The sequence below is a fragment of the Bacillus sp. TH25 genome, assembly GCF_016650935.1.
Classification (GTDB): domain Bacteria; phylum Bacillota; class Bacilli; order Bacillales; family Bacillaceae_G; genus Bacillus_A; species Bacillus_A mycoides.
The window spans coordinates 60,451-78,138 of sequence record NZ_JAEKEU010000009.1; the positions used below are offsets into that span (position 1 = coordinate 60,451).

General features: G+C 33.9%; 15 protein-coding genes and 1 riboswitch. Of the genes, 2 read left to right on the forward strand and 13 right to left on the reverse strand.

Annotation, left to right across the window (positions count from 1 at the left end):
- Window positions 1–6 precede the first annotated feature (6 nt).
- The 11 genes from JFT89_RS04840 to JFT89_RS04890 form a co-directional block, all read right to left on the reverse strand.
- Complete coding sequence (locus JFT89_RS04840; RefSeq protein WP_201039544.1) at window positions 7–402, reverse strand: DUF2871 domain-containing protein; 396 nt, start codon at window positions 400–402, stop codon at window positions 7–9.
- A gap of 146 nt (window positions 403–548) precedes the next feature.
- On the reverse strand, window positions 549–944 hold the full coding sequence (locus JFT89_RS04845) for a cytidine deaminase (protein WP_201039547.1): 396 nt from the start codon (window positions 942–944) through the stop codon (window positions 549–551).
- A gap of 33 nt (window positions 945–977) precedes the next feature.
- Window positions 978–2,279: a pyrimidine-nucleoside phosphorylase gene (locus JFT89_RS04850; RefSeq protein ID WP_063217817.1), complete on the reverse strand. Its 1,302-nt coding sequence runs from the start codon at window positions 2,277–2,279 to the stop codon at window positions 978–980.
- Window positions 2,280–2,315: 36 nt separating this feature from the next.
- Entirely contained in the window at window positions 2,316–3,497 is a 1,182-nt protein-coding gene (locus JFT89_RS04855; protein WP_002035026.1) for a NupC/NupG family nucleoside CNT transporter, read from the reverse strand.
- Window positions 3,498–3,598: 101 nt separating this feature from the next.
- Complete coding sequence (gene deoC, locus JFT89_RS04860) at window positions 3,599–4,270, reverse strand: deoxyribose-phosphate aldolase (protein ID WP_002012110.1); 672 nt, start codon at window positions 4,268–4,270, stop codon at window positions 3,599–3,601.
- Between the two features lie 317 nt (window positions 4,271–4,587).
- Window positions 4,588–5,535 (reverse strand): DNA-binding transcriptional repressor DeoR, encoded by a 948-nt coding sequence (locus JFT89_RS04865; RefSeq protein ID WP_016094282.1) that lies wholly within the window; start codon window positions 5,533–5,535, stop codon window positions 4,588–4,590.
- A gap of 723 nt (window positions 5,536–6,258) precedes the next feature.
- On the reverse strand, window positions 6,259–6,885 hold the full coding sequence (locus JFT89_RS04870; RefSeq protein ID WP_002064832.1) for a LysE family translocator: 627 nt from the start codon (window positions 6,883–6,885) through the stop codon (window positions 6,259–6,261).
- A 234-nt stretch (window positions 6,886–7,119) separates the two neighbouring features.
- The gene (nheC, locus tag JFT89_RS04875; RefSeq protein ID WP_033706662.1) at window positions 7,120–8,199 is read right to left on the reverse strand and encodes a non-hemolytic enterotoxin NHE subunit C; all 1,080 of its coding nucleotides are present in this window, start codon (window positions 8,197–8,199) and stop codon (window positions 7,120–7,122) included.
- 108 nt (window positions 8,200–8,307) lie between these two features.
- Window positions 8,308–9,516 (reverse strand): non-hemolytic enterotoxin NHE subunit B, encoded by a 1,209-nt coding sequence (gene nheB / locus JFT89_RS04880; protein ID WP_002064828.1) that lies wholly within the window; start codon window positions 9,514–9,516, stop codon window positions 8,308–8,310.
- A 37-nt stretch (window positions 9,517–9,553) separates the two neighbouring features.
- Window positions 9,554–10,714 carry a non-hemolytic enterotoxin NHE subunit A gene (gene nheA, locus JFT89_RS04885; RefSeq protein WP_002064827.1) on the reverse strand — a complete coding sequence of 387 codons (1,161 nt, stop codon included), beginning with the start codon at window positions 10,712–10,714 and terminating at the stop codon, window positions 9,554–9,556.
- A 605-nt stretch (window positions 10,715–11,319) separates the two neighbouring features.
- Window positions 11,320–13,146 carry an APC family permease gene (locus JFT89_RS04890; RefSeq protein ID WP_002012122.1) on the reverse strand — a complete coding sequence of 609 codons (1,827 nt, stop codon included), beginning with the start codon at window positions 13,144–13,146 and terminating at the stop codon, window positions 11,320–11,322.
- Between the two features lie 144 nt (window positions 13,147–13,290).
- A riboswitch (cyclic di-AMP (ydaO/yuaA leader) is annotated at window positions 13,291–13,437 on the reverse strand.
- 139 nt (window positions 13,438–13,576) lie between these two features.
- Between JFT89_RS04890 and JFT89_RS30440 the strand changes: the two genes are divergently transcribed.
- The gene (locus JFT89_RS30440; protein WP_000031870.1) at window positions 13,577–13,705 is read left to right on the forward strand and encodes a hypothetical protein; all 129 of its coding nucleotides are present in this window, start codon (window positions 13,577–13,579) and stop codon (window positions 13,703–13,705) included.
- Window positions 13,706–13,766: 61 nt separating this feature from the next.
- Here the strand turns inward: JFT89_RS30440 and panE are convergent, their stop codons facing one another.
- On the reverse strand, window positions 13,767–14,711 hold the full coding sequence (gene panE / locus JFT89_RS04895) for a 2-dehydropantoate 2-reductase (protein ID WP_033706661.1): 945 nt from the start codon (window positions 14,709–14,711) through the stop codon (window positions 13,767–13,769).
- 175 nt (window positions 14,712–14,886) lie between these two features.
- Here panE and JFT89_RS04900 point away from each other — a divergent pair, with 175 nt between their 5' ends.
- Complete coding sequence (locus JFT89_RS04900; protein ID WP_002064823.1) at window positions 14,887–16,362, forward strand: hypothetical protein; 1,476 nt, start codon at window positions 14,887–14,889, stop codon at window positions 16,360–16,362.
- A gap of 58 nt (window positions 16,363–16,420) precedes the next feature.
- On the opposite strand, the gene trhO is transcribed toward JFT89_RS04900, so the two are convergent.
- Window positions 16,421–17,380, reverse strand: coding sequence for an oxygen-dependent tRNA uridine(34) hydroxylase TrhO (trhO, locus tag JFT89_RS04905; protein ID WP_201039549.1), 960 nt, complete (start codon window positions 17,378–17,380; stop codon window positions 16,421–16,423).
- Window positions 17,381–17,688: the final 308 nt, after the last annotated feature.

Here is a 17,688-nt window from a genome sequence, read left to right on the forward strand (position 1 = left end):
CCCTATCTATTTAAATGACTTTTTGAGCAAAATCATAAACCAAACGAGCCCGACACTTATAATAACATGAGCTAATCCAGCCATATGGCTTAAACCATTAAAGTCTGTTCCATTTACTTGTAAAATACCTCTAAATACCATTGTAACGATTGTAAAAATTAATCCTGCATTATAAACAATAAACCACGCGCGAAAGCTTTTTGTTTCTTGTACTTGAAACACTTTAAATAAAGCTAATGCCACCAAAAAGAATATGAATCCTAATACTAATACGTGTGTATGCACTAGCTGTAGCATAGTGGATCCTTTAATTCCTTGTGCTTTTGTATATTCTCTTGCAAATACTCCTGATAATAAACCAATTATTAAGTAAATGAATGCTGCATTATATAATTTCTTCATCATATTCCTCCTGCTGTAAACTTTCCATATTCGATGCAATCATTTTACGCAAAGTTTATGAACGGAATATGAACGGAATATTACATTCTATTTTTAAAAATAAAAAAGCCATTCCACAACTATTCATTGCGGAATGGCCTTTTAACTTATTTTAAATCTTCAATTGAGAAAGCACCTGGCAGTAACTGTTCCACAGTCACTTCTTTTTCATCACCTTTTACATTCGTTAGTAATACAGGCATTTTCGGATCACAAAATTCAGCAATAACTTGTCTACAAGCACCACATGGTGAAATCGGTCTCTCAGTTTCTCCTGTAATGACTAAGTAACTAAAGTCGCGCTCACCTTCTGATACTGCTTTAAATATTGCTGTTCTTTCTGCACAGTTACATAAACCGTAAGAAGCATTTTCTATATTACAACCAGTATAGATTTTACCTTCTTTCGTAACTAATGCTGCACCAACAGGAAATTTAGAATACGGAATATACGCTTTCGATAACATCTTATTTGCTTCTTCAATATATTTTTTCTTATCCATATTATTTCCTCCTCAAAGTAAATGTAATTATGATTAATCAGTAATAACTGTATGAACTAATTTAGGAGCCACTGCTGTTTCAGAGATAGAAATGTTTTCGTAAATTTTAGCTTTTACATCTTCTACATTTTCACGATTTGCGTAAATCGTTACGAATGGCTCACCTTCTTTTACTGCATCGCCAACTTTTTTACGTAACATTAAACCTACAGCTAAATCAATTTCATCTTCCTTCGTCGCACGACCTGCACCAAGTAACATAGCTGCGATACCGATTTCATCTGCAACAATGTTTGAAATCACACCTGAAGTTTTTGCAGGTACATCAATTACATACTTCGCTTGTGGCATTTTTTCTGGATTGTCTACAATCGAGCTGTCTCCGCCTTGGTTGCTTAAGAACTCTTTAAATTTCTCAGTTGCTTTTCCATTTTTCATCACTTCAATTAGCATTTCACGAGCTTCTTCTAATGTATTTGCTTTTTTCGCAAGTACAACCATTTGGCTACCTAATACAAGTACTAATTCTGTTAAATCTTCTGGACCTTCGCCTTTTAAAGTATCAATTGCTTCCTTCACTTCTAGAGCGTTACCAATCGCAAAACCAAGAGGTTGTGACATATCTGAAATTACTGCCATCGTTTGACGTCCAACATTATTTCCGATACGTACCATTGCATGAGCTAATTCTTTTGCATCTTCTTCGGTTTTCATAAATGCACCAGCACCTGTTTTTACATCAAGTACGATTGCATCAGCACCAGCTGCAATTTTTTTACTCATAATTGAACTTGCAATTAGAGGAATTGAATTTACTGTTCCTGTTACATCACGTAATGCATAAATCTTTTTATCAGCAGGTGTTAAGTTTCCTGTTTGTCCGATAACAGCCACTTTGTCACGGTTTACAATATCAATGAACTGTTCTTTCGTAATTTCAACGTGGAATCCTTCTACCGCTTCTAATTTATCAATTGTCCCGCCCGTATGTCCTAAACCACGACCAGACATTTTTGCTACTGGTACATCTAAAGCAGCAACTAATGGTCCTAATACTAATGTTGTTGTATCACCAACACCGCCAGTTGAATGCTTATCTACTTTAATGCCTTCAATTGCTGATAAGTCGATTGTTTCTCCAGACTCAACCATTGCCATCGTTAAATCTGCACGTTCACGATCCGTCATATCTTTAAAGAAAATTGCCATTGCAAGTGCACTCGCTTGATAATCAGGAATACTTCCATCTGTATATCCATTAATAAAGAATTTGATTTCTTCAGTCGTTAATTCTTTTCCATCACGTTTTTTCGCAATAATATCTACCATTCTCATTGTAATCACCATTCCTTTTTATATTATATGAATCTGTTAAAATAATAAGCCAACGATTGTTGCTGATAAGAAACTTACTAATGTTGCACCGAAAAGTAATTTCAAACCAAATCTTGCGACTACATTTCCTTGTTTTTCATTTAAGCTCTTAACTGCCCCAGCAATAATTCCAATTGAAGAGAAGTTTGCAAATGAAACTAAGAATACAGATATAATCGCTGTCGTTCTATCTGAGAAATTAAAGTTTCCTTGTGCTAAATCTGTCATCGCAACAAATTCATTTGATACAAGTTTTGTCGCCATAATATTCCCTGCGTTAACTGCTTCATGCCATGGAACACCCATAATAAATGCAAATGGTGCAAATACATAACCAAGAATTTCTTGGAATGAGATACCGATTACACCTTTAAATACTGCATTAATGAATGCGATAAGGGCAACGAAACCGATTAACATAGCTGCTACTGTAATCGCAACTTTAAATCCATCTATAATGTATTCCCCTAATACTTCAAAGAATGTCTTTTTCTCTTCTTCTTGTACTTCTAACATATCTTCTTCTTCAGTAACTTCATACGGGTTAATGATAGAAGCAATAATGAAGCCACCGAATAAGTTAAGCACTAAAGCGGTTACAACATATTGCGGTTTTAATAACACCATATATGATCCAACGATAGACATAGATACCGTAGACATTGCAGATGCACATAATGTATACATTCTTTTCTCTGGCAATAATCCTAGTTGTTTCTTAACTGAAATAAACACTTCAGATTGTCCTAAAATCGCAGAAGCTACCGCGTTATATGATTCGAGTTTCCCCATCCCATTTACTTTACTTAATACTAGACCGATAGATTTCACAATAATAGGTAATACTTTAATGTGTTGCAAAATACCTATTAAAGCTGATATAAATACGATTGGCATTAATACACTTAAAAAGAATGAAAACTCTTTTTGATTTACTAATCCACCAAATACGAAATTCACACCATCAGCGGCATATTTTAATAATTCTCCAAAACCATCTGCTATTCCGCTAATTAATATATTCCCTACGCTTGTATTTAATAATAAAAACCCCAAAATGAATTGTAATATAACCATCGTTATGATTGGGCGATATTTGACTTTCTTTCTATCATTACTAGCAAGCCAAGCGATACCTAAAATCAATACGAGGCCTAAAACACCGATTAAGTATTTCATAAGCCGTCTCCTCCCATTCGTATCCGCTTACATTTTTTTCAATTGTTAGAGCAATAGATACACTATACGTTGTGTATCTATTGCTCTTCACTCTTTATTGATTAGTAGTTATCTGTAGCACCTTTTGCATCATTTAATACGATTGCAACACTAGCACTTGCTCCAACGCGAGAAGCTCCAGCCTCTACCATTTTGTCTGCATCTTCACGTGTACGAACGCCGCCAGATGCTTTCACGCCAACATTTGGTCCAACTGTTTTACGCATTAATGCGATATCTTCAGCAGTTGCTCCGCCAGTTGAGAATCCAGTTGAAGTTTTTACGAAATCAGCGCCAGCTTTTACTGATAATTCACAAGCACGAACTTTTTCTTCGTCTGTTAGAAGGCAAGTTTCAATGATTACTTTTACAAGAGCTTTTCCTTTTGCTGCTTGTACTACTTCATAAATGTCTTTTTCAACGAACTCATTGTCGCCATCTTTTAAAGCACCTACGTTGATTACCATATCAACTTCAGTTGCACCTTTTGCGATAGCATCTTTTGTTTCGAATGCTTTTGTTTCAGTAGTGCTTGCTCCTAATGGGAAACCGATTACAGTACAAACGTCTACATCATGTCCAGCTAATTCTTCAGCAGCTAGCTTTACCCATGTAGGATTAATACAAACTGAAGCAAATTTGTATTGCTTTGCCTCTTCGATTACTTTCATAACATCTTCTTTTGTAGAATTTGGTTTTAAAATTGTATGGTCAATTAACTTTGCAATGTTCATTATCTTCACTCCTCATATCTTTTAACAACTTCATTCTAACTCTTAGTTGAACAAATGTAAATACACTTTTGAAATTTTGTTCACTCTTTTCCGAAAGGAATTTTCTTATAGTAACTGAAACGTATTCTACTGAGAAACAATTCATATACATCACAAGTTGAAATCAAAATTTTTATGTTAACACTGGTAGTATGTATCTCAATATCCATAATTATTTTTAAAAAGGAAATTTGTGTTCCAAGAAGGACTCTTATAATTTATACATAACAAAATAAAAGGCTTTCTCAAAATATTAATTTTGAGAAAGCCTTTTATTTCTAATCTTTTTGATAATGTAACAATTCTTTCGCCGTATGCTGATCTATAATTAATACATTTGCATACCCGCCACGTAACGCACCATCAATTGCTTTTATTTTTCTCTTACCACCTGCAACTAAAATAGAACGTTTCTTTAACTTCAATTCTTCTAGCTCAATTCCAATTGTGCGCTTATTAATTTCTTCGCTACTAATATTTCCATCTCCGTCAAAGAAACGTGAACAAATGTCACCGACTGCTTGTTTTTTCAGTAAGCTAGTTTCATCCTTATCTAAATATCCTAATCGGAATAATAACGCTTCATCACGCACTGTTCCGACAGTGAAAATTGCAATATTCGCTTGTTTTCCCATTTCAATAATGTGATGAATATGTCGATCCTGCTCCACTAATTCTTTTGTCACCGCATTATCAAATATAACTGGAAGAGGTAGATTTCTTGGCGTCGTTTGAAAAGCATCTGCAAATAACGCGATCGTTTCATTCGCATATGTATTTACACTTGAGTGACTAATTCCACCTTTTAACTGGACAACCTCTACACCTTTTACATGTTGCGGTACAATTTTCCTAGCGATTTCATACATCGTCATTCCCCAGCTTACACCAACGATATCACCAGTTTTCACTGTCTTTTCCATATACTCAGCTGCATATTTACTAATATACTCAGTAATCGTTGCATATTCTGGCACTGGAGAAAATACAACATGCGCCTCTAACAAGTTGTACTTTTCTTTAAGTAAGTTCCCGACGTTATCTAAATCAGCAAACGGATCAGCTATACTAATTTGAACAAATCCTTTTTCTTTCGCGTACTTTAATAATCTTGAGATTGTCGGTCTTGAGATATTTAATTTGTTAGCAATTTCTTGCTGACTATAATCTGATTGATAATATAATCTTGCAACTTCAACGCTTAATTGTTGTTTATCCTTATCCATAGTAACTCATTACAAACCCTTTCCTGTATTTCCCTTTCGTTACAAGCATTATACAGCTTTATGCAAGAAATTTCGACTCCCTAAATTTCTCTGCCTAAACTTCTACTCCAATTAGTATATACAGTGAAGCTTTATTGCGTAGCTCCATAAACTCGATACAAATGATCTTGAATCAGATAAAGTGAAACTTTAATCAGTGGGGGTTTTGTCCATCCTCCACTGATTATTAGCCTTCACCAATCGGGCTTTTAAGGGCAGTCCGACTCCCACCTAACTCCCTCGCAATCGCCGAATTTTGAGGTGGAAGTCTTACTGCCCGCAAATAGCGGGATAAATCTCATATGCAATTCATTCTTTTTGTTCTTTCTGTAGTAACGATAACAAAGCCCTTCAATAACAAACATTAAATATCGTTTATGGAACTTCCTTAGCGTACGGTAAAACCAAGTTTTTTAACATAGAAATTCCTTAGCATACGAAATTCGCATTTTGATGGCGAGACCCCCTCGCCATCAAGCTAAGATTTTGAAGTAACCCCTAATATAGGATTTTTTCTTATTAAGCAAACGGGACAGATTGTTAAGGACCTCATTTTAAAAGCCCATGTTAGATAGGTATATAAGATTAGTATGAAGGTGTGAAGTCAATTGTAAAATGGTAATTTTAGAATAAATGAATAAGAGAAATAACCACCATTGATTATTTCTCTTTTCATATACATATTTATTTTTGGAAAAATAACCTAACTCCAAATACTAACAATACTGCGCCAGTAATACCTTCTATTGTACGGTTCACTTTTTCTTTTCTTAAAAAAGTTCTTAATTGACGTATTAGTGAGATATAAAGTAAATACCATATTGCTGTCAAAGTCGTAAATGTGAGTCCTAACAAAAGAAATTGGAAGAGATGACTTTGATTGCTCACAATAAATTGGGGTAGAAAACTAAGGAAAAATACAGCAGTTTTTGGATTTAAGATTGCCGTGGTAAATCCTTGTCTAAAACTTTTAATCGTTCCAATATCCTTAGAGCTCATTCCCACTGAACCTGACATATCTCCTTTTTTAGAAAAGGCACTTTTAATTGACTTTACAGCTAAGTAAATTAAATAAAAAGCCCCAGCATATTTTATAAATGTAAATAACATAGAGAATTTCATTAGGATGGCAGAAAGTCCTAGTGTAGCCATTATTGTATGAATCATCATTCCAGATACCGTTCCTAAGACGGTCTTTATCCCACCATTTTTACCATGCGAGATAGTGTTTTTTGTAACTAAGGCAAAACCGGGACCAGGCATTATTATGATTAGGATTGCTGTGAGGATAAATAACAAATAATTTTCCATGTTCTAGTATTTCCTTTCCAATTTTTAGTTTTGCCTATAGTATAGCTTTTTTACTTAAAATATTAAATATAAAAAGCGTGATCAGGAGTTTATCGAGGTTATTAGTATCAATTTGACCAAACATTATCCTAAAGTTACATTGATAAAACACACGGCAAACTTATGGGTAAAATTACAAACTCGGCTCTCACAAAAAACGGGATAAAAAAATAAACAGCGGAACTAGTCCACTGTTTATTTCGTCACACCCTCATGTAATTTTTCTGTATAATCTTTTACATCTTTCCAGCTATCTTTCGCTGTATTTAAATCTTCTTTTATAAAGGTAAATTCTTCAGGGCTGATTCCTTTTACGTTTTGTAGTAAATTATTATATTTCGCACCTACCGTATACCACTGATTTGATATGTTTTGCAGTGCTGTAATTGCTGCATCAATTGTTTCTGTCATATTTGTTGTTTTATTTTTCACATCTGTCAAAATTGCCACTTCTGCTTGTGCTCCAGAAATTCTATTCTTTAAACTGGCTATTTCTCGTTCTGCATTTGCAATATCTTTTTTCGCAATCGCAATCATCGGTCCGCCAGCAAGACATGTTATTAGCGCTACGCAAAGTACACCACCAGCAATCACCATATCGTTACTCTTTTTGATCGAATCGTTATATGTATTTATTTGTTGCTCTAGAGCTGGAATACCCGCATTCGTACTTGCCAAAATCGCTGTTAATTGATTTGTATCCTCTTTAAAACTATTTGTGTCTTTCGCCATTCTATCGCGAAAAGCTTTCAAATTCCCTAATAATACATCTACCTCATTTTGATTCTTTAAAATGTCCGCATACAACTTTTCTAAATCCGCTTTTAACTTTACGCTATCTTTTTGATCAATCGCTAATAGCATGTCACTATAGTACGCTTGAAAAGTATTGTTGTAATCAATAATATTTTGATCCGTTTTCATAATTTGAGGCTTCATATTATTTAACCAATATGCCGCATTAATTTTTGCATCTTTTTGATGCTGAATCATATTCCCTCTTAAATTACCATTAATTGAACTTATTTTACTCAAATCAGTCTCTTGTTGATTTTGAATTAATTTTGCATATGAATCCATCGCAAATATACTTGATGTCGTTTGCGCCATTACATCTTGGAACCCTGCTGGTCCGAGAGAATAATTTTTTGCACTCTCTTGCAATGTTTTTACGTTTTGTTCCGCTGCAAAAGGATGTAAAGGAAGCACATTACTCGTTGCCACTCCAGCAATCATGATCGTTAAAAGACATTTTTTATAAAATCTTTTCTGCATACTTTTCACCCATTCTCTTTATAAGGATATAAAAAAGCTCCTGCTCACAACTGAACAGGAGCTTCAACTCATTCATCAATACTTAACGCTCTAACGATTCGTATTCGATTATGCTTTTTTCGTATCTACTACTTTAATATCTTCAGCATAGATTTTTTCTGCATAGTCTTTAATGTTCTTCCAGCTATCTTTCGCAATGTTTAAATCTTCTTTAATGAAAACAAGGTCATTTGGACTAATTGAATCTACATTTTGAAGTAAAGAATTGTATTTTGATCCCATTGTGTACCATTGATTTGAAATGTTTTGCAGTGCTGTAATTGCAGTATCGATCGTATTTGTTAAATACTCAGTTTGTGTTTTAATGTTTGTTAATCCTGCTACTTCTAGTTGAGCAGTTGTAACTTGTCCAGTTATTTTTTGAATTTCAGATTGTGCATTATCAAGCTCTTTCTTCGCTAATACGATTCCAGCTGTACCACCACCTACAGCTGCTGTACCACCTGCAATTAATGCGATTCCTAGCGGAGTTCCTGCTCCCGTAGCAATTACAACCGCACCACCGATAATTGCAATTGGGCCTAAAGCTGTCGCAACAGATGAACCGATAATAATTGCATTATATTTACTAATTGCTTCATTATACGTTGTAATTTGATTTTGCAATAGCGGAATTCCAGCATCTTGACTAGCCAAGATAGATGTAATTTGATTTGCATCTCCCTTGAAATTTTGAGTATCCGACGTCATTTTATTTCGGAATTTCTTTAAGTCTTCTACTAACTTATCTACTTGCGCTTTATTTTCAGTAATACTACTTGATAATCTAGTTAGACCTTTCGTAAGAGTTGCTTTATCCTTTGCATCAACCGCAGCAACTAAAGTATCATAATAGTTTTGGAATTTCGTATTGTAATTAATGATATTTTGATTTGTTGAAATAAGCTGTGGCTTCAATACATCTAGCCATTGTTGTGCATTCCCTCTAGCTGTATCTTGATGCTGAATCACTTTACCTTTTAAAGATGTATCAACTGACGTTACGTTCCCAAAGTTAACATTACCTTGTTTAATAATTGTTAAAGCGTACAGATCCATTACTAAAGCGTTAGAACCTGTTCTTTCCATCGCATCTTTAAGGCCTTCTGGTCCTAATGAATATTCGTCATAATCATTATATGCTTTTGCTACAGCATGAACTGGAGCTTGTTTCACTGTACTTTCAGCAGCATACGTATGGGCTGGCATAATATTCCCTGCTGCAAATACTGCCATAAGTGCTGATAGAGCCATTACTTTATATGGTTTTTTTGTCATTTTTCTTCTCTCCCTATATCGCTAATTATTTTTCTGTTTAATGTACTTCAACGTTTGTAACGTAATCTTCAAATTGATTTGTTTGCTTATTCATTTCATCACTTACTTTTTTAAGTTGATTGAAATGTTTTTGAAGTAAACTACTGTCTGTATACGTGCCTTCTTCAATATTTGTTTGAATTTGGATCATATTATTGTTTAAAACTTTCCAATCCGTTAATAACGTCTCTAAAGTTGTAATTTGGCGATCAATTAGTTCTGTAAAGCTACTTACTTGATCTTCAACGAATGTAATTTGTGTTGCCTCTGATTCAGTTTGTGATAACTTTTGAATAAGTGGTAATAACTCTTTTTGCTTTTGTTGAATACGAAGAGCAGCTTCCCTCGTTTGACTATCTGCAGCATTTACAATTTCATTACTTAAAGTACCGATAGAAACAAAATCGATTGTTTTCGTTTGTGCAGTTTGATTTGTGATTGTAAATACTTGTTTACCGATATTAATAGAACCTTTAATAATTTCTTGTGGTCTATTCAAAATAGTAGTTAGTTCAGCTTGAATTTCCCCTTGAATTCTTTTAATATCTTCTCTTAATTTCACAATATCTCCACTTGATCCTTGCAGTGTTTTTATTGCTTCATCAGCTTTAATTGATAAGTTATTACTATCTTTGTCTAATACCGTTTTAAATCGATTTAACTCTAATAAATCTTGCTCCATACTCTCTTGGATGCTTTGTACTTGCACTTGCAATTTTCCATATGCGCTTGTGAAATCTGCTTTTGCTTGTTCATCTTCATTTACTTTTCCTGCTAGTTCATATAGCTTACTATAATAGCTATTAAATCTAGTGCTATATCTCATCATCTCTTGATTTAGGTCGATTAACTTCGGATTATATTCATCAATCCACTCTCGTACATTCGCCTTTGCAAACTTTTGATGATTCGTCAAACTACTCATAGCGTTTACCTTAATGTCTGGTTGTTGCAAAATAACTAATCCGTATGCTTGTATAAGTGGTGACTGTGACCCTAACATTCTAATTGAATTTGATAATGTATTTGGAGCAATTACATTTTGTGCATATACTGTTTTCACTTCTGTTTGCCCCTCCTTAGCGTAAGCGCTTACAGGAACAAAACAACTCGTAGATACTGCTGTAACCAATAACCCTGTAATTAAAGTCTTTTTCACTTTAACTCCTCCTATGTATTAGCAACTATTACTATCGCATTTTATTATTCTATTTTCTTGCAATTGATTTGAGATGGTTAAAAATAGAGAACGTTCTCACCGTGAGTCATGTACGAACCACCTCTCTCAAACTTTATTTCTACAGTACTTACTTATTGTTACAAAACAATTCATAACTTTTCATATGTTCTTAGTATGAATAAAACTGTATAAATTTTCTGTTTTATTGCGAGTTCCACATTCACACAGTGAATATATTACATGAAAATATTATTCATTTTAAACTAATTAACGTATGAAAGTATGAAATTTCGTTTTGTTTTCATGTAAGTTTTGTACTGTAAGGTCATTTAAACACAGCTATTTATATAACGTAAAGAAGTATTTTAATTCCCTTTATTTTCAAGCTCTCATGTCCTTATCCCAAAATAAAATTCAATTCACTTTCTCGATTAAACTATCTATATACCACAACAGAAAACACTACATATTCATAATCATTAAAATTATACTAATATACTTTTTTAGATCCATATGCAATTATGCATAGCATATACACAAAAAGGATAACTTCACTTTCGTGAAGTTATCCTTAAAAAATTTCCTTACTTTTTCAAATGATACGGTACTGTCGTAATAACAACATTTCTTTTATAGAGTAAATACGCACGAATGAGTAAACTAGACTGATTATGAAGAATGTTATGCCAACCTTTTTTCGGAATAAACTGTGGTATAACGACCGTAACTCGGTAATTTGATTCACTCGCCTTATATTGTACTGTATCAATAAATTTTGTTAGCGGCTGAATAATACTTCTATAATGAGAATGTAATGTAACAAGCCTTACTTCAGGTTGCCACTTCTCCCATTTCTCTTCAAATTTCTTTTCCTCTTCTCTGTCAAAAGCAACATACACAGCGATAACTTGATCTGCAGAAAGAGCTTTAGCATAGTTCAGTGAATTTTCTACTACATGAGTCATACCTGCTACAGGAACGACAATTACATTCCCTTCAATCGGAACAAGTGGTTCACAAGTTTTTAAACTTAATTGATCCCCCACTGCATCATAATGCTTCTTTATTCGATGGAACAAGAAGATAATGGCAGGTAAGAAAATAAGGATCGACCAAACTTGTGCGAATTTAGTTAAAAAGAACATACTCATTACGATAAAACTAATGACTGCACCAATTAAATTGACCGTTAATCTTAAAGCCCATCCTTCAGGCTTTTCACGAAGCCATTTTAGTACCATTCCAGTTTGAGAAAGTGTAAACGGAATAAATACCCCTACTGCATATAGCGGAATCAAGTGTTCTGTTTTTCCCTGAAAAGCTACAATTAAAATAATCGAAGAAATCCCAAGTATAATAATACCGTTTGAATAACCTAGGCGGTCTCCTCTAATCGTAAACATTCTCGGTATAAACTTATCTTTTGCAAGGTTAACTGCTAATAGCGGAAATGCAGAATAACCTGTGTTAGCAGCAAGAATTAATATTAAAGCTGTTGTACCTTGAATGAAATAGTACATGAAATTACGTCCAAATGTTTGTTCAGCAATTTGTGAAACAACTGTTACTTCCTTACTTGGATTAATTCCGTAATAATAAGCTAAAAAGACAATTCCTGAAAATAAAACTGCAAGTAATGCACCCATTGCAAGCAATGTTTTCGCTGCATTGTTAGGTGCAGGATCTTTAAAGTTTGGAATTGCGTTAGATATCGCCTCAACACCCGTTAATGCAGAGCTACCTGATGCAAACGCTCTTAACAGTAGAAATAAACTAATTCCCGCAACTGGTGTTCCAATTGGCGAATGTAGCGTGGGTGAAACGTGACCAGTCAAAATATTATATATTCCTACACCAATTAATATAAATAATGCTACAACGAATAAATAAACCGGATATGCTAAAACGGAAGCTGATTCCGTTACGCCTCTTAAATTTAAGATGGTAATCAATATGACAAATATAATCGCAATGATTACATTATGTGCATGTAAGCTAGGGAAAGCTGATGTGAGCGCATCTGTACCTGCAGATACACTTACTGCAACCGTTAAAATATAATCGACTAATAAAGATCCTCCAGCTATTAATCCCGGATTCATCCCTAAATTTTCTTTTGATACTACGTATGCACCCCCGCCATGCGGATAAGCAAAAATAATTTGTCGATAAGATAAAATAAGAGCTGTCAATAATACTAATACCCCAACAGCGATCGGAATAGAATACCAATAAGCTACCGCTCCAAGGCCTGCTAGTGCAATTAAAATTTGCTCTGGTCCGTATGCAACCGATGACAATGCGTCAGAAGATAAAATTGCTAGCGCCTTCGTTTTATTAAGCTTTTGCTCTCCTAACTCAGTTGATTTTAACGGCCTTCCAATTAAAAACCTTTTGATAGATGAAACCAACGCTGTCCACTCTCCAATAATTTTGCACGAATTTTTCTGCTAATTACAGCGGATAAACTATTTCTTCAGAAAACAAAAAATGTCTACAAGCCATAACGAAATAGACTTGTAGACATTATTTTTTTTGTCGCACAAGCTCCACCTTCCTTCTCAATATAACGCTTACGAGGTTAGCTGTCGGATTCGGGCCTTTGAGTAGCCCTACCTTTTTCAAGGATTCACCCCATTGAATTATGCACTAATTCATTAAAACGGGTCCCCCGCACCATGCGGCTTCAGCGATTTAGAAAATTGAAACTGTGGATTATAATACTCCTTTATTTTCAAAAAGTAAACAAAAATTTTAAAAAAGAAAAAAATTAAAACGATTGCGCATAATCCACCGAAAAATATACATAATGAATACTAAAAATCCACAAAGGAGACCCGTATGTCTAAAGAAAAGAAGCCTATTTTTTCCGATTCCTATTTAGATGCATTAGCAAATGAAATTAATCAGTTGTATGGGAAACGCGAACAAGAAATAAACTTGACAGAAAGAGTTAAAAGAAATAAATAATTTGTCATAAAAAATAAAAAAGAAAGCAATATATTTATATATTGCTTTCTTTTTTATTTTTTCATACATCCAATTCTATTGCCGATTTGTTAAAGACCATTTCTTCATACACTTTTAAATTTTGATATACTGCTCCTAATAATGGTGCTTCTTTAGAAAATTGCTCTGCTAAATCCAGTAAATATCCTTGTAAGTGCTTCGCTTCAATGGACGAACCTTTTTCCATATCACGCTGCATCGATGACTTCATATCATACGAAATTTTATCAATTGTTTTCATATGTTCCTCAACAATGTTTTCCTTTACCGGAGCTCCTAATGCCCTCATGATTTGCACAGATTCTTCAAATAAGTTTTGGATAAAATCGCGTCCACCTTCGCTTTCGCGAATCGGTCCTATTGGTGCACGCATTAATGTTGTCACACCTGACATTACAGTAATAAATAAATATTTATGCCACATATCTTGCGTAATATTTTCACTTAAAACAAAACTAGATTTCGTACCTGCAAATGCTTTGGAAATATGATTGATTCTCTCTGAATCTTGAGACTTAATTTCTCCAAATACAAGTCTGTTGGCAGCACTCGTTTGTACAATTTCTCCCTGATCGTTTAATGTCGTCTCGATAAAGCATAGACCGCCAATTACTTTCTCTTCACCGAATTCCTTTTGTAATAGTGATAAATGAGCGATACCATTTAACAATGGGATTATTACAGTATTTTTACCTACAAACGGCTTTAAATCTATGGTCGCCTCGTGTAAATGATACGCTTTTGTTGAAAATAAAATCACATCAAATGGAGTCGTTCTATCTTCTTTCGTTACCAATTTCGGTTGAAATGAAAAATCTCCATTAACACTACGAATAACAAGGCCTTTTTCTTCTAATTGCTGTTTTCTTTTGCTGCGAACGAGAAATGTAACATCTTCTCCCTTTTCTACTAATCGGCCACCGAAAAATCCGCCCACGCCCCCAGCTCCTAATACTAAAATACGCATACAACATCCCCCTTTTTCTAACACAATTATACTAATTTTAGTATACATAACATTATACATGTCCCTTGTTAAATAAGCTGAATTTTCATTCTTAATCTAATGAACAAGAGAGGTTATTTTCAAGGGAAATTGGGCATGTTGTTTCTATAGCTTATATGGAAAGGAAACAATGTAAATGGAGGCAATACAAACAATCGAGGAAAAAGATGTAACAACAGCTATATTTCAATTTATATTCCCGTTTTCGTTTAAAACTGGATATGAACAAAATATGTTCCCTTTCTTACAAAAAAATGATTTTCGGCCTTTTCGACTCGATCATCTTGAAGATGAAAATACATATTACGGGAAATTTCAAGTTTCACATCAAAATATGGAAGCATACTATCTTTCCTTTACAAATAAAATTCTCTTTCCTCATTCAGAACATCAAAAAGGATTACAGCGCTATTCTAAAGACCTTAATTTAAATGGACATTTAACAACTAACCTTATTTCCGTTCCATTCAAGATACATTCTATTGATGTAACACTTTGTCCTTATGAGCTTGGGTTCTTAACAATTCGGACAGAAATAAAAACCGCTCCTAACATGACATTATCAGAAGCGATTGAATTCGCGGCTCGCTTCCGTGTACTTGAAACTAAAAGCGATACGACTGAGACTATTTGTATTGAATGTGATGGAAAAAAATATTCACAAGTAGAAAAACTTATATTCGGTGATTTATTTCATGGTTTAACAGACTTCTTTGAGAACAAGAGATTGCGGAGTTCTTACTTTCAAACATTCCCTTTCTTTGAAGACCAGCGAATGTATGTACAAACTCTATTATCCATAAACAAAGAGTCAGACCTTCATATAATCGATGTATATCGAGCTTCCAGTCTTTCCGGATTATCAGATGATGGTAAGCCATATATTAGTGCAAATAATGTTCCTTATATTCACGATTATTTAACAAAACATTCTTATCAAAGATGGGCTCCTAACCGTTACTTTATTATGGAAGAACATATTTTCACATGTATTACAAATGAAGGTGAACAAGCAGTCACTAAACTTGCTAGTCAAATGTACGGGGAGTTTTATTACGCTTTATTATTAAATTTATTTCATAAAGTTGTTTTATTAAAGATGGCAAACGCCTATGCTGAATTAAATATTGAACAAGATACAAATGAGATAGAGAAATTAATTTATTCAATAAATTCGTTTACAGCTAATTATTTTTCTTTAGAATTAGTATCCCAATCACAAAGTGAAGATATTTTCTTTCGTCTAAGAAAACTTTTTAACATTGAAGTACTGTACACGAACGCGAAACAAAATCTCGATAGTTTATTTAAATATCAAGAAAATGTTGCTTCAAAAAAAGATAGCCTCTTATTATTAATTTTAACGCTCTATTCTGTTGTAGGCCAAATGTTAGGGTTTACTATGATTGATCTTTTAAGAAACACCGATTCAAACAAAATATCATCGCCTTTTGAATTTTTCGCTCTATTAATAGCGATTAGCGGTATAGTCATTTCCCTCATTTTAGGTGCACAAGGTTTATACCAATGGGCTATACAGCATAAAAGAAGAAAAGCATGGGTAAAACAAACTGTATTATCTGCTGTTAAAGAGAAAAAAGATACAAAGTAAATAAAAAACAGATGGCAGCACGATGCTACCATCTGTTTTTTTATTTAGCTAATTTTGCTTACTTACCTGCTTCGATTTTTTCTAATGTAGCAGCTACTTGCTCTTCTGTTAATTCGTGTTGCACGATATAACGATTACGTGGGTGTACACGACATTCATGAGAACATGCACGTAAATGTTTTGCTTCACTTTCTTCAGAACATAAAATTTTCTTGTTACATTCAGGGTTTGCACAGTTTACATAGCGCTCACAAGGTTCACCTGTAAAATGATCTTTACCAACGATAACATGCTCTTTTTGGTTTACTGGTACAGCGATACGCTCATCAAATACGTAACATTGGCCATCCCAAAGTTCACCCTGTACTTCTGGGTCTTTTCCGTACGTTACAATACCGCCGTGAAGCTGACCTACATCTTCGTAACCTTCACGAACTAACCAACCAGAAAACTTCTCACAACGAATTCCGCCTGTACAGTATGTTAAAATCTTTTTACCTTCAAGTGTTTCTTTGTTTTCTCTAATCCAATCTGGCAACTCACGGAATGATTCAATATCCGGTTTAATCGCACCTTTAAAGTGACCTAGATCAAACTCATAATCATTTCGTGCATCAATGATAACTGTATCTTCTTGTTTCATTGCTTCATAAAAATCTTTTGGTTCTAAATAATTTCCAGTTATTTCTTTTGGATTAATGTCGTCTTCTAGACGAAGTGTAACTAACTCTGGACGAGGGCGTACGTGCATTTTCTTAAATGCATGTTCATCAGCCTCATCAATTTTAAATACGATTCCAGCAAAACGCGGGTCATTGTTCATTGCTTCCACATATTTTTCTGTTTGCTCAACAGTTCCAGAACAAGTTCCATTAATTCCTTCTGTCGCTACAAGAATTCTTCCTTTTAACTCAAGTGATTTACAAAATTCTAAATGCTGTTCAGCAAATTCTTCTGGATTTTCAATTGTTGTGTACATGTAATATAGTAATACTCTATATGGTTTTGTAGTTGCCAATGTATTTCTACCACCTATCTAATTTTTAAAATCATGTATAAGTTAACGTTCATATCAAAACATATATAATAAGAAAATATATACAAAATTATACGTAGCCTATTTTCTTCTATTTACAATTTTTTCTATAAGTTAACAGAAATAAAAACAAGATTACAGAACAAAACACTACGGTTAGGTTGTAATCCCAATATATTATATATCATACAATTTCATTTCCATCAATTAATATGCTGTATTATAGGCTTTATGTTCACATAAATTTCAAAATTAGCCCTTTAATTCATTATGTTTCCCCACGTTATCAC

What these genes read in the sequence shown, in the direction of transcription:
- JFT89_RS04840 (WP_201039544.1), bottom strand. Translation starts at nt 402, where the DNA reads ATGAAGAAATTATATAATGCAGCATTCATTTACTTAATAATTGGTTTA.
- JFT89_RS04845 (WP_201039547.1), bottom strand. Translation starts at nt 944, where the DNA reads ATGGATAAGAAAAAATATATTGAAGAAGCAAATAAGATGTTATCGAAA.
- JFT89_RS04850 (WP_063217817.1), bottom strand. Translation starts at nt 2,279, where the DNA reads ATGAGAATGGTAGATATTATTGCGAAAAAACGTGATGGAAAAGAATTA.
- JFT89_RS04855 (WP_002035026.1), bottom strand. Translation starts at nt 3,497, where the DNA reads ATGAAATACTTAATCGGTGTTTTAGGCCTCGTATTGATTTTAGGTATC.
- deoC (WP_002012110.1), bottom strand. Translation starts at nt 4,270, where the DNA reads ATGAACATTGCAAAGTTAATTGACCATACAATTTTAAAACCAAATTCT.
- JFT89_RS04865 (WP_016094282.1), bottom strand. Translation starts at nt 5,535, where the DNA reads ATGGATAAGGATAAACAACAATTAAGCGTTGAAGTTGCAAGATTATAT.
- JFT89_RS04870 (WP_002064832.1), bottom strand. Translation starts at nt 6,885, where the DNA reads ATGGAAAATTATTTGTTATTTATCCTCACAGCAATCCTAATCATAATA.
- nheC (WP_033706662.1), bottom strand. Translation starts at nt 8,199, where the DNA reads ATGCAGAAAAGATTTTATAAAAAATGTCTTTTAACGATCATGATTGCT.
- nheB (WP_002064828.1), bottom strand. Translation starts at nt 9,516, where the DNA reads ATGACAAAAAAACCATATAAAGTAATGGCTCTATCAGCACTTATGGCA.
- JFT89_RS30440 (WP_000031870.1), top strand. Translation starts at nt 13,577, where the DNA reads ATGTCTAAAGAAAAGAAGCCTATTTTTTCCGATTCCTATTTAGATGCA.
- panE (WP_033706661.1), bottom strand. Translation starts at nt 14,711, where the DNA reads ATGCGTATTTTAGTATTAGGAGCTGGGGGCGTGGGCGGATTTTTCGGT.
- JFT89_RS04900 (WP_002064823.1), top strand. Translation starts at nt 14,887, where the DNA reads ATGGAGGCAATACAAACAATCGAGGAAAAAGATGTAACAACAGCTATA.